Origin of the sequence: Chromohalobacter moromii (assembly GCF_023091865.1) — a bacterium.
Taxonomy (GTDB): Bacteria; Pseudomonadota; Gammaproteobacteria; order Pseudomonadales; family Halomonadaceae; genus Chromohalobacter; species Chromohalobacter moromii.
The window spans coordinates 438,063-457,364 of the sequence record NZ_JAHXDI010000002.1; the positions used below are offsets into that span (position 1 = coordinate 438,063).

The following is a 19,302-nucleotide window of genomic DNA, read 5'->3' on the forward strand; positions in this document are numbered from 1 at the left end:
GATGTCACGCTGATGAGTATTCATCCATCATGATCTGACAAAACGGAAAATTGACATGCCGCACTCCCATCGCAGCATGGCGCAACCGATGCGCAAGCGTCGCCTCGGCATGGGATTGAGTGTGCTGGCGGCGCTAGTGCTGCTATGTCTGGTCGCCTGGCTGTGGGCGTTACCGGCGTATATCGACCAGCGCCTCAGCCAGGCGCTGAGCGATCGCAGCGGTCGCCAGGTGGCCATCGACGACGTCACCCTCACCCCATGGCGCCACCAGGTCACCCTCGACGGGCTACGTATTGCGGGCCAGGCCGACACACCGGTTTTCTCGAGCCAACGCATCGTGGCGACCTTCGACTGGCACTCGCTGTTCGAATCTGGCTGGCGCTTCGAGCGAATCGAGCTAACGTCGCCGCGGCTGCAATTGATCTGGCGCTCCGGAGGCGAGTGGAACCTGGCGCAACTATTTGGCGGTGACGGTGGGGGCGGTGAATCGGCGCCACTGCGTATCGCCCAACTCAACGTTAGCGATGGCCGGCTGGACTGGATCAATCGGCGACCCGATGAGCCGCTGACGCTGAGCCTGAAAAGCCTCGATCTCGAAGCGCGCCATTATGACAATAGCGATGATCGGCCCTTCTCTCTGCAGGGGCAGGCAGACTGGAATGGCGGCACGCTGAAGGGGGCGGGCGAGATGGGTTTCTCGCCGTGGACGGTGGATGTCGATCTCGAGGCGGACCAAGTGCCACTGACCACGCTGTCGGGTTATCTGGCCCATGTCGTTCGCGCCGAGCCGGCGGCGGGGTCGCTTGGCGCACAGATTCGACTGCGTGCGGGTCGCGCCAGTGATGCCGGTACACAAGTCAACGGTCAGGGCGTGATCGAAGGACTCGCGATGCGTGATCCCAAGAAGGATCAGACCATCGCCCGCGCTGAACGATTCGCCGTGGAAGGGCTGACGTTCGCCAGCGCGCGGCCTGAACTCACCGCTGAGCGGGTGTCGCTGGCGGCGCCTTGGCTCGATGTGACGATCGATAAACGACTCGACACCAATCTCACCGCTTGGCGCCCGCCGGCATCTAGCCGTGGTTCTGAGGAGGGTGGTTCCAGAGCCGATGGCATGCGCTATGCGATCGATACCCTGTCCATAGAGCGTGGTGCGATGGCCTTCGTTGATCGTCACCTGCCACGCCCATTCGAGCTCGACTTTTCGGCGCTGAATGGCGAGTGGCGACAGCTCAACTCCGGCCAGTCGGGCGAAGCCCAGTTGTCGCTCGACGGGCAGGTGGCCGATGGTTCGCCGCTGCGCATCGAAGGCACCTTCGATCCGCTCGGTGACGCGCTGAACGGCAATCTGAACTTGCACTTCGAGCGCCTTGATCTTGAAACCTTGGCGCCCTACTTGCGCGAGTTCGGTGGCTATGCCGTCGAGCGTGGCCAGGCGACGCTGGATCTCGACTACCGAATCGATCAGGGTCGCCTGAAGGCACAGAATCATCTCGTGTTGCATCGACTCAAGCTAGGGGAGGAGGTCGATGCCTCGGCCACCGACTTGCCACTCAAGACACTGGTCGGTGTCCTGAAAAGTGACGACGGCACCATTAAGCTCGATATCCCCATGCGCTTGCCACTCGACGATCCCGGATCGGTGGACTTTGGCAGTGTTGCCGGTCAGGCGATCCGCGAGGCGCTCGAGAATCTGGTGTCGTCGCCGCTGGAAACGGTCTCCGAGATGGTCGGCGACGGTGCCGAGTCGGCCACCGACAGTGAGGGGCGTGGAAATGGCGCGGGCGATGGCAATGGTCAAAGTGACGAGGCCCCTGGAGAGGGCCCAGCGCTCTACGAGCGCGCTCGCACTCGCCAGTGAGCACTCAGTGAGGCGGGCAGCGCTGCAATAAGGTCTGCCGATGTATCGCCATATAGATCATCATTGCTCGTCAGCGGAGGGGGACTCTTTTTTTTGCTTGGCCGGTTTTGCGTTCGTTTGGCCTGACGAACGCGTTTCAGGATTTTCGTTGGCGGCAAATTTGAACCATGTCTTGCCAAGATGATTGCGTAGCTCTTGTCCCATTCTTGGTGCGTCTCGTGCCTCTAAGGCTGCCATGATCGCTTCATGCTCAGCCATGGCGGTCGTCCATTTCTCGCTTTTTTGGTTGGATAGATAGCGCACGCGGTATAGTTGGCGACATAAGTAGCCATGCATCTCTCTCAGCGATCTGTTACCCGAGAGGGCGACAATGCGGTCGTGAATCTCTTGGTTGATGCGGAAATAATTCTGCCGGTCGCCGCGGATGAATGCCGCTTTCATCTCGTAGTGCAGCGCCTGTACCTCTGTAATGTCGCGGTCGGTTGCTTTTTCGCAGGCAAGCTCCGCTGCGGCCTGCTCAAGTACGCTTAGGACGTAAGCTTTCTCTTTGACATCCGCGGGGCTAACATCGGAAACCACTGCACCTCGGTTCGGTAGGATTTCTACCAGCCCTTCAGCGGCGAGTATCTTCAAGGCCTCTCGTAGAGGGGTCCGGGAAACCTGTAGCTCTTCGGCCAGAGTGCGCTCGGGCAGCCGTTGTCCCGGTTGAAAGTGATCCATCACGATATGCTCGCGAAGATAGCTGGCCACCTTGGTGACTAGCCCCTGTTGCGTTGTATGGGCGATATCGTCGAGTGAAGTCATGGAAAGCTGCCTGCCAATTTGTCCTAAATATGGCATACCATCCTTTTTGAAATCAACTTTACCCGCCGCCCTGTAAATTTTTTTATGCCTTTCTATCAGGTAGTTAGTAGATTAAAGTGCTCAGAAACTACTAAAGTCTAACCGCTGCTCCTTTGACGGCAAAAATGGTATACCACTAGCCTTTCGCTAACTATTCGGCATGATGATATGTCGGGTAATATAGACCACGTTAGTGGGGCATGGACGTTTTCCCGCTTTAGGAATTGGCGATTCTCGAATGAACTATCTGAACTATTTCGAAAGTGACCGTGTTGTCGAGGCTTGCGTTGCAGGTGCTGGCGATTTCGGAACCGGTGTATTGCGTCAAGCCCTTAATATGAAAGCATTTTCCGCCAGAATTGCGGTGGATGTTGATGCCCGGAATGCACGCTTGGCCTTGGAACGTGCTGGAGTCGATATAGCGGCCATCGTCGAGTGTCATGGGATAGAACAGGCCCGCGCGGCCTGGGATGCTGGATGCTATATCGCCAGCGGCGATCTGAGCACCGTCGTCGATTTGCCGTTCGATATCCTTGTTGAAGCAACTGGTATACCAGAGGCTGGTGCCCTGCACGCCGAGGCTGCTATCGAGGCCGGCAAGCATGTTGGTATTGCCACCAAGGAAACAGAGTCGGTGGTTGGTCCCTATTTGACCCATAAGGCGTTAGAAAAGGGCTTGATCTTTACCCCTCTGGATGGCGATCAGCCCAGCCTTTTGATCGGTATGGTGACTTGGGCCAAGACGCTAGGATTCGAAATTATCGCCGCTGGTAAGAGCAGCGAATACGATTTCGTCTGGGACGAAGCGAACCAAGAAATCCAGTGCAATGATGCACGTTATCCGCTGCCGACCATGGCTGATTTGTGGACGCTGCAGGATAGTCGGGAGGCCGAGATGGCGGGCGCGCGAATTGAAGCCGCCAGCGATATGCAATTGATCTCGGTACCGGACCTCTGTGAGATGACCAATGTCGCCAATGCAACCGGCCTGCTTCCCGATCGCCCAGAATTCCACGCCCCGTTATTGAGAATACCCGAGGTGCCGACGGTTCTGGATACCCGTGACCAAGGCGGAATTCTCCAGAATGGCGGCCGGCTGGAGGTATTCAACTGCCTGCGCAAGCCAGATGAGGTCAGCTTCGCTGGTGGAGTGTTCGTCGTCCTGCGCTGCGAAGACGCGGCATCTTGGGAACTGTTGCGTGGTAAAGGGCATGTGGTTAGCCGTAGTGGGGCAAGTGCGATGGTATACCTTCCACGTCACCTATTGGGTCTTGAGGCGCCGATCTCGCTACTCGATGCCGTACTTCATAATCTGCCCTCGGGCGGTGGAGAGGCGACCCAGCCGAGAATTGATCTGGTCGCAAGGGCCATTCGTGACCTGCCAACTGGACATCGTTTCGAGATGGTCGGTCACCATCGTGTTATCGATGGACTGCGTCCGGAGGCGCATCCGGCACGGTCTATCGATGGGGGGGGCGCGGCTCCGTTCTATTTGTTGCCGGGAGCGCGTTTGCTGCGCGATATCGCCGCAGGTGAGCCGATTCCTTTCGATGCGCTGGATAATGTACCCAATTCCGCACTGCTGAGACTGAGACGCGAACAGGATCGTACTTTCTTTACAAGAACCCAAGACGTCTCAACGGCGAGGAGGTGAACACCTGCAGCAACGCTAACGAAAACTGCGTGACTGACAAAGCCGCGCATCGCTAGACATCAACTCACGGTTCCGATGAACCGGGCGGAACGCATGCGCCGCTCCGTCTATCAACGACAATATTTCCTTATTTGAGAGGGAGCCAGTCAAATGCTCGATAAATACAAGTTCGCGGCGATTGGTATTCTGGGGGTGAGCGTGGCCGCCGTCAGCGGCACCACCCTAGCCAGTTCTGAGGCCTCGGACTATCCATCCGGCAACATCAAGGCGCTGGTTGCTGCCGGCGCAGGTGGGGGCACTGACAATTTCACCAGACAGGTCCAGCCGATGTTGGAGAAGCGCCTGGATACCACGGTGACTGTCATCGATCTGCCCACGGCATCCGGTGCCATCGCCCATCAGCGCACTGCCAACAGCGCACCTGACGGTCAGACCCTAGACTTCTCGTCGTCGACACTCATCACCTCGCTGGCCGCCGGCCAGAATCCTACTGGGCTCGATCAACTGACGCCCGTGGCCCGCATGCAGTCGGATGTCATGACGCTTATTGTAAATCCAGACAAGTACAAGAACTTCCAAGAATTTTATGACTATGCCAAGAATAATCCCGGCGAGGTCGTGATCGGTGGGACCGCCGCTGCAAGTCCCGACAAGATGGCGTTTCTCGGTTTTAAAGATGCCAGTGGCCTGGATATGAATTTCATTCCCTACGACGAGGAAGGCAGCGTTTCGTCCAATGTGCTGAGTGGCAATATCGATGGCATGTTTGGCGAGATAAGTTCAATTCTGGGCTATATGGAATCCGGTAAAATGAAGCCCATTTTGGTCTTTGCCGATAAGCGTCTTGAGGACTTCCCAGGCATACCGACAACCGTTGAAAAGGGGTGGGATTTGACGGACGGCAACGAGCGAGGAGTGTTCGTCAACGCCGACACGCCGAAGGAAACGGTGGCCGCTATCGAAAGTGCGCTTAAGGACATCTACGAATCCGACAAGTACCAAGATTACGCCAGCAAGGTCCATCTGGATTATCGCGAGGGCTGGATGGGTAGTGATGCCTATAGAAAGGAACTCAAGACCGATCTAAAGCAGTATAAGCGGCTACTCAATAACGAGTGACTCGGATAATTCTATAGATTGGGGCAGCATTTTTCAGAAGACAATGAAGTGAGTGACGTCAGAAACATGCTGCCCCTTTTTTCCTTCGGCGCCGGGGAGCCCGGCGTCGCCCCAACATCTTCGGTGTCAGTCATGACTAGAAAGCTGTATGCCTTCATTGCTTGTGTCTTTGTCGGGGGAATCTTCTTCTTGACGCTGACCTGGCAATTGCCGAGTTCCGAGGAGGTCTCCACGCTAATCGGACCGCGCACCTGGCCAATGTTGGTGCTGGTGGCGATGCTCGTGCTAGCGACGATGCTGGCAGTTACGACCCATATCGAATCGCGCAAATCGAAGGGTAGCAGCCTCGCGACTAAAGAGGACGACGGCCCCGAAGAAGCTGCCGCCGACGAGACCGCAAGCGGCGGCTTCTTCGCTCGGAACCGCCACTGGATTCTTCTCGTGCTGGTGGTGCTGTACACAGTATCGATGAGCCTTGTGGGTTTCTTGTGGGCGACAATCGTCTTCTCTCTACTTTGCAGCCTGATCCTGGGCGCGACACGCAAGATGACGATTGGCATGACCACTTTGGTGGGGGGAATTCTGGTGCTTGTCGTCTTCGACACTCTGCTGAACATTCCCTTGCCGTGATCGCGACGGTCGATATGCACGCCACAGGTGTAATTGAGGAAGACAGACAATGCTAGACGGTCTTATGAACGGCTTTTCGGTTGTCCTGCAGCCGATGAATTTCCTGATTCTGCTATCCGCTGTGTTCATCGGGTTCATTGGTGGTGCCTTACCGGGCATTAGCGGCGTTATTCTGGTCGTTATCCTGCTACCGGTAACATATGGCATGGATTCCACAACGGCCTTCATGCTATTGACGGCGATCTATGCCTCTACAGTTTTTTCGGGACTGATTACCGCCATCCTCTACCGGGCACCCGGAACACCGGAAGCCGTCATGACCTCCTTCGACGGTTATCCCATGACCCAACGGGGTGAGGCCGGGAAGGCTCTGGGTATCGGGATCTTGAGCTCAGCGGTTGGTGGGCTCGTAGGCACCATTGCGCTCATCGTCTTCACTCCGATGTTGGCGTCGATAGCACTGAAGTTCTCGTCACCGGAATTCTTCGCTCTGGCAGTGCTCGGGCTGACCGTAGTGGCGTCGTTGGGCGGTAGCTTGCTGCTAGGCCTGATCGGCGCCATGATCGGGCTGTTCGTGGCCTCGGTAGGTATCGATCCGATGACTGGCACCTTGCGCTATACTTTCGGCAACCTCAACTTGGCTGGCGGAATTCAACTGATCCCAATCATTGTGGGAATGTTCGCCATTTCCGAAGTGTTGAAGCGTGCTCAGGGCAACGCTCCGCACACGCCGATCAAGAAAGTTAAGATCCGAATATTCGACATGCCTGTCATTCGGCGGATTCGGTTGACCTTGGCCCGGTCGTCAATTCTCGGGGTTGCCATCGGAATCCTACCGGGCATCGGCGCAAGCACTGCAGCCATGGTGAGCTATAGCGAGGCGATGCGTTGGTCCCGGAACCCTAAGGAATTCGGTAAGGGCGTACCGGAAGGAATCGCGGCCCCTGAATCGGCTAACAACGCCGCCGCAATGGGCGCTCTCGTGCCGCTGTTCGCCCTGGGTATCCCCGGCAGCGGTACGACGGCCGTCATCCTGGGGGCTTTCATCATGCATGGTCTGCAGCCCGGTCCATCCTTCATGACCAACAACGGCGATCTAATCTATGCCGTATTCGTTGGTCTCCTTATCGTCAACTTGCTTATCCTGGCATTCTCCAAGCCGTTCGTCGCCGTGCTATCACGGATGTTGAATATTCCCTATTCGGCCTTGGGACCGATCATCATCATCTGCTGTGTGGTGGGTACGTACTCGGTACAGAACTCGATGTTCGATGTTTGGCTCATGCTGGGCTTCGGGGTGCTGGGTTTCTTGCTTGAGAAAATCAATTTCCCATTGGTTGCCATTATTCTTGGTGTTGTGCTGGGGCCGATTGCTGAGAGTGAATTCCGTCGGTCACTGGGCATGTCGCAGGGCGATCCCTCGATCTTTTTCTCACGGCCGATTAGCGCCACCTTGCTGTACATAGCTATCACCGTGGTGATGCTGGCGATCATCGTGCCACTGATCAAGTATCTGAGAAAGCGCAGTGCGCGATTGAGTGACGCTCATTAGTGACATCTCGGTGGGGTCGCTGACAGGGCCCGTTACACTAGGTCTTATCGTTCCATAAGGTAGGTACCGCGGTCACCCGCTCTCCGATAGCTTTGGTGATGTTGGACATGACATTGAGAACGCTCGGCAGACTTGCTGACCGCTTATTGTGATGACATGGAGTCGGATGCTGTATGTAGGTGCATTAACGGCTCCTGCCTGAAGTAGCGGGCGAGCAGTGCGTACAGCTCAGGATAGGCGGCGTTCAGGACATCCGGGGCGGTGAAGAAGTACTCGCAGCAAACCGCGAAGCATTCGCCGGGGTGCGTGGCGGCGTAGTCGTCGATGGGTGGCGCGTCGCCGCGAGCCAGGTGTGCTTGAAGATCGTCCCACACGCCGGTGAAGACGCGGTGCCAGTCACGAGCATCGATATCGTGCGGCAAGGGCGGGAAGCCGTCGGCGTCCAGCGAGTTGCCCATGTCCAGTTTGTGGGCGAACTCGTGAATGACGACGTTGAAGCCGCCCCAGCCACCACTTTCCTGAATATCCGATAGGGCGAGGACGATGGGGCCTTGGTGCCAGGTCTCGCCGACGCGCTCGTCCTCGTATTCGTGGACTACGCCGGCTTCGTCCATCTCCTCGACCTTGCGGCGGAAGGCCTCTGGCAGTACGCGCACCTCATGGACGTTAGCAAAGGCCTCGCGGGCGTCGCCCTCCGACCAGTAGAGCGTCATCAGGCACGCCTGAGCGACCAGGGCCAGGCGCGCGGGAAGGTCAAACAGTTCGTCGTCGAATAACGAAAGCCGCTTGCGGCGCAGGAATGCCCAGGCGCGCTCGCCGAGGCGGCGTGCGTCCGCCTCCGGCAGTGCCTTCAACAGCGGCACCCGGGCCCGGCCTTCTGCCCAGGCCTCGGCGGGGAAGGGATGGCGCTCGCCGCGCCAGGCGTTCCACCATTTCATCGTCGAACTCCTCTCCGCCGTTTCCCGCGTGCCCGGCGACTCAGGTGTCTTCCTGGCGTGAGCCGGACTTCCACGACCAATCGCGCCAGCGCAGGTCGAACAGATCCTGGCGGCGGTCCTTCAGGTTGGTGACCGAGCCTTCGTTGCGCACCACCGTGAGACGGGTCAGGTCGAGATCCGAGAACATGATCATCTCGGTATTGGGGGTGGTTTCGGCCAGCACCGCATCGTGGGGGAAGGCGAAGTCCGAAGGCGAGAACACCGAGGACTGTGCGTACTGGATCTCCATGTTCTCGATCGATGGCACGTTGCCGACACTGCCGCACAGCACCACGTAGCATTCGTTTTCGATGGCGCGTGCCTGAGAGCAGTGGCGCACACGCAGGTAGCCGTTCTTGGTATCGGTCCAGAACGGCACGAAGAGGATGTCCATGTCCTGATCCGCGAGCAGGCGCGAGAGCTCCGGGAACTCGACGTCGTAGCAAATCAGGATGCCGATCCGCCCGGCATCGGTATCGAAGACCTTTAGATCATCGCCACCCTCGATGATCCAGTCGCGGCGCTCCTGGGGGGTGATATGCAGCTTGGCCTGCGCTTCGATGTCGCCGTCGCGGTGGAAGAGATAGGAGATGTTGTAGAGATGCCCGTCGTCGTGCTCCTCGATCATCGAACCGGCGATGATGTTGATGTTGTAGGACACTGCCATGCGTGACAGCTCGGTCTTGAAGTGCTCGGTGAAGCTTGCCAGAAAACGGATGGCCGCGATTTGATCCTGCTGAGCGGCGCGATCCTGCAGGCCCATTAGCGGGGCGTTGAAGAGCTCCGGGAAGATCGCGAAGTCGCTTTGGTAATCCGATAACGCATCGACGAAGTATTCGGCCTGTTGCAGCACCGCCTCCACCGAGGAGAACTCGCGCATCTGCCATTGCACCGCGCCCACTCGCACCTGCGTCTTGCGGGTATCGAGTACCGATTCGGCCGGCTCGAAGAGGATGTTGTTCCACTCCAGCAGGGTCGCGTAGCCCTGGGATTTTTCATCCTCCGGTAGGTACTTGCGCAGCAGCCGCTTGACCTGGAAGTCGTTGGCCAACTGGAAGGAGAGGATGGGGTCGTGAATTTCCTTGCGCGAGACCTGATCCAGATACTCGGCCGGCGACATGTCGCTGGCGTGCTGGTGGTAGTTGGGAATTCGGCCGCCGGCAAGGATGGCGCGCATATTCAGTGATTTACACAGATCCTTGCGAGCTTCGTAGAGGCGTCTGCCGAGCCGGTAGCCACGATAGGCCGGATCGATCAGCACATCCAGGCCATACATGGCGTCGCCCTCGGGGGCGTTGAGGATGATCTCCCGCTGATCCATCAAATCGTCGTAGCGGTGCGGATTGGAAAATTCCTCGTAGTCGACGCGAGCGGTCAGCGCCACGCCGACCAGGGTCTGGTCATCCTCGATGACGATCTGACCGTCGGGGAATTCGCTGATCAGTCGCTCGATGGTGCGCTTGGGCCAGGCGCCGCCGATGTCGTGATAGACCCGGTCCATCAGCGTCTTGAGCTGCGGATAGTCCTCGGGCGTCAAGTTGCGAAGATTGAGGTGAAGATCGTCGAGGGACATGTGGGCGTCCTGCGTTGCGGATACGAAAGTGAGCGCTAGTGTATCACGCAGGGTGCGTGGCCCATGAGCCAACGATCGGGCAGTGGAAAGCCCCTCGCGACTGACAAGCCCTGCACGGGGCAGGGCTTGTCGGGTGATGAGAGAACTATCGGTGCCGTGCTATGAGGCTTGGAAGTTCTGTCGTGCGTTGGCGTTGTCTTGTACCTCGGACTTGGGCTGGGTCCGCCAGATGGCGATGTTGGCGTAGCCATAGAAGATCGAGATCACGATCACCAGCATGTGGTACCAAAGGAAGGGCAGGTAGGACATGGTCGAGACACCGAGGGTCGTTGCCATGAATACACCGCCGTCGGTCCAGGGCACCATTGGAGTCGTGATGGTGCCGCCCGCTTCGGCATTACGCGAGAGCACCCGCCGATCAACGCCTTGGTCGTCGTAATTCTTCCCGGTGATGGTACTGGCGGTGATCAGCGACACGTAGGCTGCGCCACCGAAGAAGTTACCGAAGAACCCGCCTAGCATGGTCGACACCGTCAAGCGGCCCGGGTTGTTGGCCCAGCGCAAAAAGCCATTGCTGATCGTCTTGAGGATACCCACTTGGCTCATCAGGCCACCGAGGCCCAAGGCGAATAGGATCAACGCCACGACACTGAGCATGGACTCGATGCCGCCACGGTTGAGCAGCGTGTTTAGAAACTCCACGTCGGATTGCATGTCGTTGCCCACATAGGCGATGCGGATGGCATCGATGGGGCCGACACCCTGTGCCCACCAGGCGCAGATACTGCCCAGGACGGCGCCGAAGGTGATGACCGGAATGGCCGGATAGCGGCGGGTCAGCAGCCCGATCACGATCACTGCCGGCAGCAGTAACCACGGGCTGATGGTGAAGTTGGTTTCTAGTGCTTGCATAGCGACAGTGGCGCGTGAAGTGTCCACATCACCGCTCACATAGAAGAAGCCGACGACCAGGAACAGAATCGATGCGACCGGAATGGCGAGGGCGCTGACCGTCATCATGGAGCGGATGTGGTCGATCAGGTTGACCTTGCACAGCGATGCGGTCATCACCGTGGTATCGGACAGCGGCGACATCTTGTCGCCGACGTAAGCGCCTGAGATGACCGCGCCGGCTACCAGTGGGAGCGGAATGCCGAAGCTGTGACCGATGCCCATCATGGCGACGCCGGCGGTGCCCGCAGTCCCGAAGGAGGTGCCGGTAGATAGCGAGGTCAGGGCACAGATCACGAACGCGGCGAACAGGAAGATCTGTGGGTTCATCACCGTCAGCCCGTAGTAGATGATGCTGGGCACGATGCCCCCGGCGATCCAGGTGCCGATCAGTGCGCCGACGGTGGTGAGAACCAGCACTGCCTCCATGCCATTGTGGATGCCGTCGATGAGGCCTTCCTGCATGGCGGCGTAGGACATCTTGAGCCTCAGGCCGAGTGCCATGACCAGGAACCAGGAAGCGAACAGCGCAAGCTGAATGGGCAGACCGAGCACGTTGATGCTGAGGAACATGATAGCGATAAAGCCCACCATGATGGTCAGCACTTCGGCCATGCTGGGTAGCCTGGGGGCGTTGGATGCGGACATGATATCTCCTTTGGTCTTGTTGTCTGAATTGAGGGGATTGCGTTTAGAAGCGATCGAGCCGATAGGGGGTCAACTCGGGAAGTGCTTGGTCGGTCGCAGGGGGAGCGCGTCGGGATGCGTCGGCCTTCGTCGCTCCTTGCATGGCCAGCCCGGCTATAAGTTCGGCCGTCACCGCCGCCTGGGTAAGTCCCAGATGGTGATGTCCGAACGCCAGCAGCACCCTGCCGTCTTTCGCGCTATCGATGACGGGTAGCGAATCGGGCAGCGAGGGGCGAAAGCCCATCCAGGGTGTTGCCTCGGAGGCATCGAGAGACGTCTTGAAAAGACCCTGGCTCAAGCGATGCAGCTGCCAGGCCCTTTCCATGTTGGGCGGTCGCTCGAGGCCCGCGAATTCGACGGTGCCCGCTAGGCGCAGACCTTCTGACATCGGCGTCATGATGAAACGACGCTCCAGCGACGTGACCGCCATGGGTAGACGCGACTGCTCGCCGGGAAGCATCAGGTGGTAACCGCGCTCGGTATCCAGCGGTACTCGCTTCCCGGTGAGGTGGGCGGTGAGCGGCGCCGAGTGCGCGCCGCAGGCCACCAATACCTGGCGGCCGTGGAGCCGCCCAGGGCCGGCCGTCTCGAGCGTGACGCCATGAGCGTGGACGTGGCCGGAGACGACGTCGTCTTGGCAGAATTTGACGCCCTCGGCCTTGGCGGTGGCCACCAGGCGCTGGACGACCGCGAGCGGGTCGACGACGTGACCGGTCGAAGGGAAGAACAGGCCACCGCGAATCGACTCGGACAGTTGCGGCGCCACATCGCGGATGGCGTTTCCCGACCAGGATTCGACCGGCACGCCCTGTGTTGCCATGCAGGATTGCAATGCCTCCAGGTCGGCGCGGGAGCCTTCCTGCTCGTAGACCATGAAGGAGCCATCTTGCTTGAGCAGGTGGGTACCATCGACCGACTCAAGCAGGCGACACCAGGCACTGAGGCTTACCTCGTTGAGCGCGCGGAGCCCGCTCACGCTGTTCTGGTAGGGCGCTTGGCGTAGATTCAGCAACAGTCGAGTGAACCAAGGCAGTGCCTTGGGAAGGTAGCGCCAGTCCAGGCGCAGTGGCCCCGTAGGGTCCATCAGCATGCGAGGCAGACGTTTGAGAATAGATGCGTCGGCGAGCGGAAAGACTTGCTCGGTGGCCATGTGTCCCGCATTGCCGAAGGACGCCCCCATGCCGGGTGCCTGCTTGTCCACCACCAGCACTTTCAAGCCCTTCCGGCTCAGGGCGAGAGCACTTGCGATACCAACCACACCGGCACCGATAACGGTGACGTCGGCATGGTTAGCGTCGTCTTGGGAGGCTTGGTCATATGAGCCCATAGGGGTTCCTCAACTGACAGATCATTTTGTATTTGTCGATTGTATAAAATATAAGATATGTCGTTGCCAGCTTCAAGACGGCATTTGACCAAAGTCGAGACGTGTCTCGTGGATGACGCTATTGGTGGTGGATGGCAGCGAGAGATGGGACTCCCTCAACGCCTAGGATGGGCACTCCGGGCGCGCAAAAAGGGAGGTATCGACACGCCGGCGCTGGCTCGAATGATGGCCGAAGGTCCGACGCGGGGTGGTTGGATAGTGTTGAAGAGAAACGCTTGCGCTTGATGGGCAAGAGCCGGTTTATGAGGCGCCGATCATGATGTTTCGGGCTGTTTAGCGCGCTCTTCCAGCAGCGCGACGATGCCTTCGCAGGCTTCTTGAATATGCGTCTTCAACAACTCACAGGCCTGATCGGCATCGCCCTGACGGGCTAGTTCGAGAAGGCCGTGATGTTCCTGCTCGGCTTTCTCGATTTCCTGGGTGTAGACCAACTGCATGCGAATATAGCGATCCGACTTGGTGTTCAATTGGCTGATCAGGGAGAGGGTTTCAGGTAGGTTGGCCGGGGCGTAAAGCGCCTGATGGAAGGCGAAGTTGTACTCGCTCCAGTTATCGATGTCGCCGCCGGAATTCAGCGCCTGGTCGTACTTGAGGAGGATGTCTTCGGCCTTTTTCAGGTCTGTGTCGGTAAGGCCATTGATGGCGTGGCGCAGCACGTAGGTCTCGAGCAAAACGCGAAGGTCGAACAGTTCGCGGATCTTGGCCACGGAAAGCTCGGTGGTGAAAGCCCCCCGGTGAGCGTGAAATTCGACCAGACCCTCGGACTCCAGTGTCAGCAAGGCCTCACGGACGGGGATGCGACTGACATCGTAGTCATTGGCCAAGGCATCCTGACGCAACTGGGTACCGCCTTTGAATTCCCCACCCAGGATACGCCCGCGTAGATCGTCCGCGACGAATTGCGCTCGTGTCTTGTAAGTCGCCATGGCCAGTCCCTGCCGAAGGTTGGAATTCGCATACTGTATACAAACTGCAATGAATGTCCAAGATGAAGGCATGGGACACCGTGTTCAGACAGCGACATGCGAGAGTGCTCGGCTTGATGAATCAGGAAAGGCAGCCGGGAGGCTGGTCATCGTAGACCTCCCGGCATGGCAGTGAAGTGACACCTACAATGCCAAGATGTGAGGTGTCTCGTTTAGGCGTCGTCGAGGGCGGCGGACCATTGCGCGTACCAAGTACGGAACAGGTCGTACTGGGCTTCAATGTAATGACGCTGGGCGTCGCTAAGCACGTCGCTTTCGTTGAAATGCAGCGCGTACTCGTTTTCGCCGTTGAGGACCATCAAGTGCTTGTAATAAAGCACCAAATCGGCGCCTTCGTCGAAAGAGGACAACACGCCGAGCGCTTCTTCGAGCTCCTTGGCCCGGCGGCGTGCGACGACGTCTCCCTTGGCCGCTTTCTTGCTGAGTGCGACGAGGTGCAACACTTCGCGGGGCAGAGCGTTACCGATACCGGTGATGGCACCGGTCGCACCGCAGTTGACGAAGCCGTGGTAGACGGTGGTGTCAACGCCGACCATCAGGGTGACGTCATCATCCTGTGAGGTGATGTGTTCCGCCGCGTAACGCAGGTCATCGGCGCCGCCGAACTCCTTGAAGCCGATCAAGTTCGAGTGTTGGGCGCGAAGCGCGAAGAATAGGTCGGCACGGGTGGCGAAGCCGTAGTGCGGACTGTTGTAGATCACCGCCGGCAAATTGGGCGCGGCGTCGAGAATGGCCGAGAAGTGAGCCTTCTGCGCGGTGGCGGACGTACCGCGAGACAGCACGCGGGGAATGGCCATCAGTCCATGCGCGCCGACCTTGGCCGCATGCGCTGCATGAGAGACGGCTTCCTTGGAGTTGACCGCACCGGTGCCGACGATGGTCGGGATGCCCGCTTCGACCAGCCGTGCGACGCCTTCCTGACGCTGCGCTTCGCTTAGAAGAGGCCAGTCGCCCATGGAACCGCAGTACACCACGCCGCTCATCCCCAGTTCGATCAGTTCACGGCCCTTGGCAACCAAGGCGTCGAAATCCGGCTGGCGGTCGGCGGTGCAAGGTGTCATCAGTGCGGGAATGCAACCGGTAAAGATGGCATCGTTCATCGTTGTACCTCGAAGGTTGGTCTATTGCATGCAGGTGGCTCAGCGCAGCGGCATCGCCGTAATGCCCGGCGCTGAATCGTCGAGAACAAAGAGATCACTGACGCGTGATCCCCCAGGCGAACGGGTCGTGTTCGTCGATTAGTAGAGTGGCGTCGGCGCTGAGATAGGCGCGCCCCTTGATCGAAGGACGAATGCGCTCGCCCTCCCATTCGTAGGTGGCCTCGAACTGGCCGCCGCAGATGCTCGCCTGGACCCAGCTCTGCCTCGGCGCCAACTTGCCGTCGGCGGCGAGGCAGGCGAGTTTGGCGCTGGTGCCGGTGCCGCAGGGCGAGCGGTCATAGGCCTTGCCGGGACACAGCACGAAATTTCGGCTGTCAGCCTCGCGGTCGTCGCAGAAGAGTTCGATGTGGTCGATGACACCGCCGTTTCCCCCGGTGATCGATTGGGCTTCCAGTGCCTGACGAATGGCCCAGGTGTAGTCGGTGAGCCCCTCGACGTTATCGAGTTCGATGGCCATGCCGTGATCGCTGACCAGGAAGAACCAGTTGCCGCCCCAGGCGATGTCGCCGTGTACGGTGCCGTATCCCGGCACCTCCACGGGGACCTGGCGGCGATGACGGTAGGAGGGGACATTGCGCACGGTCACGGCGCCGTCGTCGTGAAGCGTGGCGCTGATGGGGCCCGCTGGCGTATCGATCTTGTGGCAGCCCGGCGTCATGCGTCCCAGGTGATGTAGCGACGCCACTAGCCCGATGGTGCCGTGGCCGCACATGCCCAGATAACCGCTGTTGTTGAAGAAGATGACCCCGCAACTAGCATCACTGGACTCGGGGGCGCAGTACAACGCGCCGACCAGCACGTCATGCCCACGCGGTTCCAGCATGATGGCTCGTCGCCATGCGTCGTGATTGTCGCGGAAGTCATCGCATTTCTCGGCGATGGTGCGACCGGAAAGCGTCGGCATGCCTTCCATGACCAATCGTGTCGGCTCTCCCGCGGTGTGGGAGTCGATGACGTGCACCCGTTTCATAAGCACCTTCGTTCGATCTTGTTAGGTTTTATATTTTATACAATCTTCAAGAGGCTTTGTGAAGCTTTGTCCGGCGACAATTATCCAAGAGGGGTACGACATGGGTTCATGCCGGGGCATACGTTAACGCTTGCTTGAGCCGGCGCCGCGTCGGTGGATAAGACATCGCGTGCGCCGGCGAAAGTGGGAAGGAAGGGAAGCTAGAAGGAAAGTGACAGTGTTGTCTGCGCCAGGGCTGATGCCGTGAGCGAGCCCCAGGCTGTTACCTCAGTGCGTGTGGTTAGCCTGGCCGGTGCATCTTGAAGTTTTGCTCGGCGCTGATTTCGAAATAATCGGCCGGGCCGCCGCCGCGTAGAATGGGGTGCGCCTCGGCGGTCTGATAGACGCCGTCATATAGCAGTGACTGGTCGATGTGCACACCGACGACTTCGCCGAGCACCAGCCAGGTCTCGAGCGACTCACCGGCGGCGGAGTGGAGCTGAATCAGCTGACTCAGCCGACACTCGAATGCGACGCGCGCTTCGGCGACATGCGGTACCTCGATGACCTGGGAGGTGCGCGGCGTCAGACCGGCCAGTGCGAACTCATCGACCTCGGGCGCGACGGCCGCGCAGCTTGCATTCATCTGCTCGGCGAGCGGGCGAGTCGCCAAGTGCCAGCAGAACTCGCCGGTGGCGGCGATATTACGCACGCTGTCCTTGTAGCCGATGCTGGAGAACCCCACGATCGGCGGCGTGTAGTTGAAAGCGTTGAAGAAGCTATAAGGGGCCAGGTTCAGGTGGCCGTCGCGATCCTGAGAGGAGACCCAGCCGATCGGACGTGGCCCGACGATGGCGTTGAATGGGTCGTGTGGCAGGCCGTGGCCCTGGTGCGGCTCGTAGAAGTGAAATCCATCACGCATGGTGCTTCCCTATGTTGTTTCCTGGATCAATGCGTGGATGGTAGCCAGAGACGGGTGCCGGCGATAGGGGCGGCAATGTGATCGGCATGACCAGACGCTTAGGTCGCGCTGCCGTCGAGGACGTCGCGTGTGCGGCGTACATTGGTGAGCAGCGGGGCACCAGTGGCGGGGTCGGTCATCAGTGTGCAATCGACGCCATACAGCCGCTTGACCAGCTCAGGGGTGACCGTTTGGCTGGGCAGTCCCTCGGCGATGACGTGGCCTTGGTACATGGCAATCAGGTGGTCGGCGTAGCGACATGCGCTGACCAGGTCGTGGATGACCATGACGATGGTCTTGCCCGAGGCGGCGAGTGATTGGATGAGCTCATAGACTTCGACCTGATGGCCGAGGTCGAGCGCCGAGGTGGGTTCGTCGAGCAGCAGCGTTGCGGTCTGCTGGGCGATGGCCATGGCGATCCACGTGCGTTGGCGCTGGCCCCCGGAAAGCGCGTCTACCGGGCGCTCGGCAAGCGTCGTCAGCCCCGTTAGCTCGAGCGCTTCGTCGACGCAGGCCTTGTCGTCTGCGGACCACTGGCGTAGCCAGCTTTGATGCGGATGACGCCCGAAGCGTACCAGTTCGGCGACGGTCAACGCCTCGGGGGCATGCGGCTGCTGCGGCAATAGTGCCAGCCGCTTGGCCAGTTGGCGGGTCGGCTGGTGCCGGATGTCCGTGCCGTTGAGCAGCACCGTGCCGCCCCGGGGTTTGAGCAGCCGCGACAGCCCGGCCAGCAGTGTCGACTTGCCGCAGCCATTGGGGCCAACGATGGCCGTGACCTGGCCAGCGGGTAGTTGCAGGTCGAGATCCTCGATGACCGCGACCGAGCCGTACGCCAGCGACAAGCCCTGAGTCGTCATATCCGGTGCGATGTCGGGCTGAGTAGCGTCACGCTCGCAGGCTGGGGCGTCGTGTGTCATGGCGCGGTCCTGGCGTTGGGGTTCAAGAGTATCCACAGCAGTAGTGGGCTGCCGATCAAGGCAGTGACGATGCCCACCGGTACTTCGATGGGGGCGAGTATCACGCGCCCAAGCAGGTCGGCGGCGACCATGACCACCGCCCCGGCGAGGGTTGCGCCGACCACGGGTACCGTGTTCTTGGCGCTGAGCTGACGCGCGAACTCCGGGCCGATCAGTGCCACCATGCCCACCGGTCCCGCCACTGCCACGGCCAGCCCGGTGAGAATCACCGCGACGCTCAGGGCGACCATCCGGCAGCGTCCCGCCGCGATGCCCAAACTGATGGCGACGGCGTCGGAAAGTCGCAATACGGTGAGCGAGCGGGTCAGCCATATGCCAGCCAGCAAGGCAGGCAGCAGGGCCAGCGACAGGCTCAGCACCGCGTGATCGGGGCGGGCGTTGAGACTGCCCACCGTCCACGGGTAGGCCGCATTGGCGGCGTCGATGGAGACGCGCGTCAGCATGAGCTGGGTGAGGGCGCCAAAGACGGCCCCGACACCGATGCCGGCGACCAGGAAGCGATACCCGCGCACGCCGATGCGGCCCGTCAAGCCGAAGGTGAGCGCCGCGGCGACGGCGGCGCCGGTCAAGGCCATCGCCGGCGGGGCCAGGCTGATGCCGGCGCCCACCACGGAGGCCACGGCGAAAGCGGTGGCGCCGTTGTCGAGGCCGACGATCCCTGGCGTGGCCAGGCGGTTGCGCGCGACGGTCTGCATCAGGCAACCGGCCAGCGCAAAGGCGCCACCGGTGACGACGCCGGCAACGATGCGAGGCAAGCGCAATTCTTGAATCACGAAGGTGTCGAGTGGGCTGCCCGCTCCGAACAAGGCGCGAAGTGTCGCCGGCAGCGATAGCGACGCGGCGCTGCCGGTATTCAGCGAGACGCCTGCCAGCAGTATCAGGAGCCCTAACAGCAGCAGATTGGCGAGCAGGTTGCGCTTGTCGACGATCACGCGCAGCGGGGGGCGCTGGCCCAACGGCAACGCGAGATAGTACTTGTCCTGGCGTACCGCGTTCGGGGCGTCGACGGGGGACGTCATGGCGTGTCCCATGGAA

General features: G+C 59.9%; 16 protein-coding genes. 5 read left to right on the forward strand and 11 right to left on the reverse strand.

The genetic code is table 11. The annotated features are described in order from the left end of the window. Positions 1-55 precede the first annotated feature (55 nt). Entirely contained in the window at positions 56-1,861 is a 1,806-nt protein-coding gene (locus KZO83_RS08590) for a DUF748 domain-containing protein (protein ID WP_247620475.1), read from the forward strand. A 60-nt stretch (positions 1,862-1,921) separates the two neighbouring features. Here the strand turns inward: KZO83_RS08590 and KZO83_RS08595 are convergent, their stop codons facing one another. Then, entirely contained in the window at positions 1,922-2,665 is a 744-nt protein-coding gene (locus KZO83_RS08595) for a GntR family transcriptional regulator (RefSeq protein ID WP_178999843.1), read from the reverse strand. 277 nt (positions 2,666-2,942) lie between these two features. Here KZO83_RS08595 and KZO83_RS08600 point away from each other — a divergent pair, with 277 nt between their 5' ends. The 4 genes from KZO83_RS08600 to KZO83_RS08615 all read left to right on the forward strand — a co-directional run bounded on the left by KZO83_RS08600 (position 2,943) and on the right by KZO83_RS08615 (position 7,659). Next, entirely contained in the window at positions 2,943-4,358 is a 1,416-nt protein-coding gene (locus KZO83_RS08600) for an NAD(P)H-dependent oxidoreductase (RefSeq protein WP_247620476.1), read from the forward strand. Between the two features lie 150 nt (positions 4,359-4,508). Continuing rightward, the gene (locus KZO83_RS08605) at positions 4,509-5,477 is read left to right on the forward strand and encodes a Bug family tripartite tricarboxylate transporter substrate binding protein (RefSeq protein WP_178999845.1); all 969 of its coding nucleotides are present in this window, start codon (positions 4,509-4,511) and stop codon (positions 5,475-5,477) included. A gap of 48 nt (positions 5,478-5,525) precedes the next feature. After that, positions 5,526-6,107: a tripartite tricarboxylate transporter TctB family protein gene (locus KZO83_RS08610; protein ID WP_247620477.1), complete on the forward strand. Its 582-nt coding sequence runs from the start codon at positions 5,526-5,528 to the stop codon at positions 6,105-6,107. A 49-nt stretch (positions 6,108-6,156) separates the two neighbouring features. Then, on the forward strand, positions 6,157-7,659 hold the full coding sequence (locus tag KZO83_RS08615; protein WP_178999847.1) for a tripartite tricarboxylate transporter permease: 1,503 nt from the start codon (positions 6,157-6,159) through the stop codon (positions 7,657-7,659). A gap of 143 nt (positions 7,660-7,802) precedes the next feature. Here the strand turns inward: KZO83_RS08615 and KZO83_RS08620 are convergent, their stop codons facing one another. The 10 genes from KZO83_RS08620 to KZO83_RS08665 form a co-directional block, all read right to left on the reverse strand. Beyond that, positions 7,803-8,597, reverse strand: a complete 795-nt coding sequence (locus tag KZO83_RS08620) for a M90 family metallopeptidase (protein WP_247620478.1) — start codon at positions 8,595-8,597, stop codon at positions 7,803-7,805. Between the two features lie 40 nt (positions 8,598-8,637). Then, on the reverse strand, positions 8,638-10,209 hold the full coding sequence (locus KZO83_RS08625; protein ID WP_178999849.1) for a carbon-nitrogen hydrolase family protein: 1,572 nt from the start codon (positions 10,207-10,209) through the stop codon (positions 8,638-8,640). A 159-nt stretch (positions 10,210-10,368) separates the two neighbouring features. After that, complete coding sequence (nhaC, locus tag KZO83_RS08630; RefSeq protein ID WP_247620479.1) at positions 10,369-11,808, reverse strand: Na+/H+ antiporter NhaC; 1,440 nt, start codon at positions 11,806-11,808, stop codon at positions 10,369-10,371. Between the two features lie 43 nt (positions 11,809-11,851). Then, positions 11,852-13,174: an NAD(P)/FAD-dependent oxidoreductase gene (locus KZO83_RS08635; RefSeq protein ID WP_247620480.1), complete on the reverse strand. Its 1,323-nt coding sequence runs from the start codon at positions 13,172-13,174 to the stop codon at positions 11,852-11,854. Positions 13,175-13,488: 314 nt separating this feature from the next. Next, positions 13,489-14,160, reverse strand: a complete 672-nt coding sequence (locus KZO83_RS08640) for a GntR family transcriptional regulator (protein WP_178999851.1) — start codon at positions 14,158-14,160, stop codon at positions 13,489-13,491. Positions 14,161-14,372: 212 nt separating this feature from the next. Further along, on the reverse strand, positions 14,373-15,320 hold the full coding sequence (locus KZO83_RS08645; protein ID WP_247620481.1) for a dihydrodipicolinate synthase family protein: 948 nt from the start codon (positions 15,318-15,320) through the stop codon (positions 14,373-14,375). Between the two features lie 94 nt (positions 15,321-15,414). Beyond that, positions 15,415-16,350: a 4-hydroxyproline epimerase gene (locus KZO83_RS08650; RefSeq protein ID WP_247620482.1), complete on the reverse strand. Its 936-nt coding sequence runs from the start codon at positions 16,348-16,350 to the stop codon at positions 15,415-15,417. Between the two features lie 280 nt (positions 16,351-16,630). Further along, complete coding sequence (locus tag KZO83_RS08655; protein ID WP_178999854.1) at positions 16,631-17,251, reverse strand: flavin reductase family protein; 621 nt, start codon at positions 17,249-17,251, stop codon at positions 16,631-16,633. A 98-nt stretch (positions 17,252-17,349) separates the two neighbouring features. Further along, positions 17,350-18,207, reverse strand: coding sequence for an ABC transporter ATP-binding protein (locus KZO83_RS08660; RefSeq protein WP_247620483.1), 858 nt, complete (start codon positions 18,205-18,207; stop codon positions 17,350-17,352). Further along, positions 18,204-19,286, reverse strand: a complete 1,083-nt coding sequence (locus tag KZO83_RS08665; protein WP_247620484.1) for a FecCD family ABC transporter permease — start codon at positions 19,284-19,286, stop codon at positions 18,204-18,206. Before KZO83_RS08665 ends, KZO83_RS08660 begins: the two co-directional genes overlap by 4 nt. Between the last annotated feature and the right edge of the window lie 16 nt (positions 19,287-19,302).

What these genes read in the sequence shown, in the direction of transcription:
- KZO83_RS08625 (WP_178999849.1), bottom strand. Translation starts at nt 10,209, where the DNA reads ATGTCCCTCGACGATCTTCACCTCAATCTTCGCAACTTGACGCCCGAG.
- KZO83_RS08590 (WP_247620475.1), top strand. Translation starts at nt 56, where the DNA reads ATGCCGCACTCCCATCGCAGCATGGCGCAACCGATGCGCAAGCGTCGC.
- KZO83_RS08660 (WP_247620483.1), bottom strand. Translation starts at nt 18,207, where the DNA reads ATGACACACGACGCCCCAGCCTGCGAGCGTGACGCTACTCAGCCCGAC.
- KZO83_RS08600 (WP_247620476.1), top strand. Translation starts at nt 2,943, where the DNA reads ATGAACTATCTGAACTATTTCGAAAGTGACCGTGTTGTCGAGGCTTGC.
- KZO83_RS08605 (WP_178999845.1), top strand. Translation starts at nt 4,509, where the DNA reads ATGCTCGATAAATACAAGTTCGCGGCGATTGGTATTCTGGGGGTGAGC.
- KZO83_RS08635 (WP_247620480.1), bottom strand. Translation starts at nt 13,174, where the DNA reads ATGGGCTCATATGACCAAGCCTCCCAAGACGACGCTAACCATGCCGAC.
- KZO83_RS08655 (WP_178999854.1), bottom strand. Translation starts at nt 17,251, where the DNA reads ATGCGTGATGGATTTCACTTCTACGAGCCGCACCAGGGCCACGGCCTG.
- nhaC (WP_247620479.1), bottom strand. Translation starts at nt 11,808, where the DNA reads ATGTCCGCATCCAACGCCCCCAGGCTACCCAGCATGGCCGAAGTGCTG.
- KZO83_RS08595 (WP_178999843.1), bottom strand. Translation starts at nt 2,665, where the DNA reads ATGACTTCACTCGACGATATCGCCCATACAACGCAACAGGGGCTAGTC.
- KZO83_RS08665 (WP_247620484.1), bottom strand. Translation starts at nt 19,286, where the DNA reads ATGACGTCCCCCGTCGACGCCCCGAACGCGGTACGCCAGGACAAGTAC.
- KZO83_RS08620 (WP_247620478.1), bottom strand. Translation starts at nt 8,597, where the DNA reads ATGAAATGGTGGAACGCCTGGCGCGGCGAGCGCCATCCCTTCCCCGCC.
- KZO83_RS08645 (WP_247620481.1), bottom strand. Translation starts at nt 15,320, where the DNA reads ATGAACGATGCCATCTTTACCGGTTGCATTCCCGCACTGATGACACCT.
- KZO83_RS08650 (WP_247620482.1), bottom strand. Translation starts at nt 16,350, where the DNA reads ATGAAACGGGTGCACGTCATCGACTCCCACACCGCGGGAGAGCCGACA.
- KZO83_RS08615 (WP_178999847.1), top strand. Translation starts at nt 6,157, where the DNA reads ATGCTAGACGGTCTTATGAACGGCTTTTCGGTTGTCCTGCAGCCGATG.
- KZO83_RS08640 (WP_178999851.1), bottom strand. Translation starts at nt 14,160, where the DNA reads ATGGCGACTTACAAGACACGAGCGCAATTCGTCGCGGACGATCTACGC.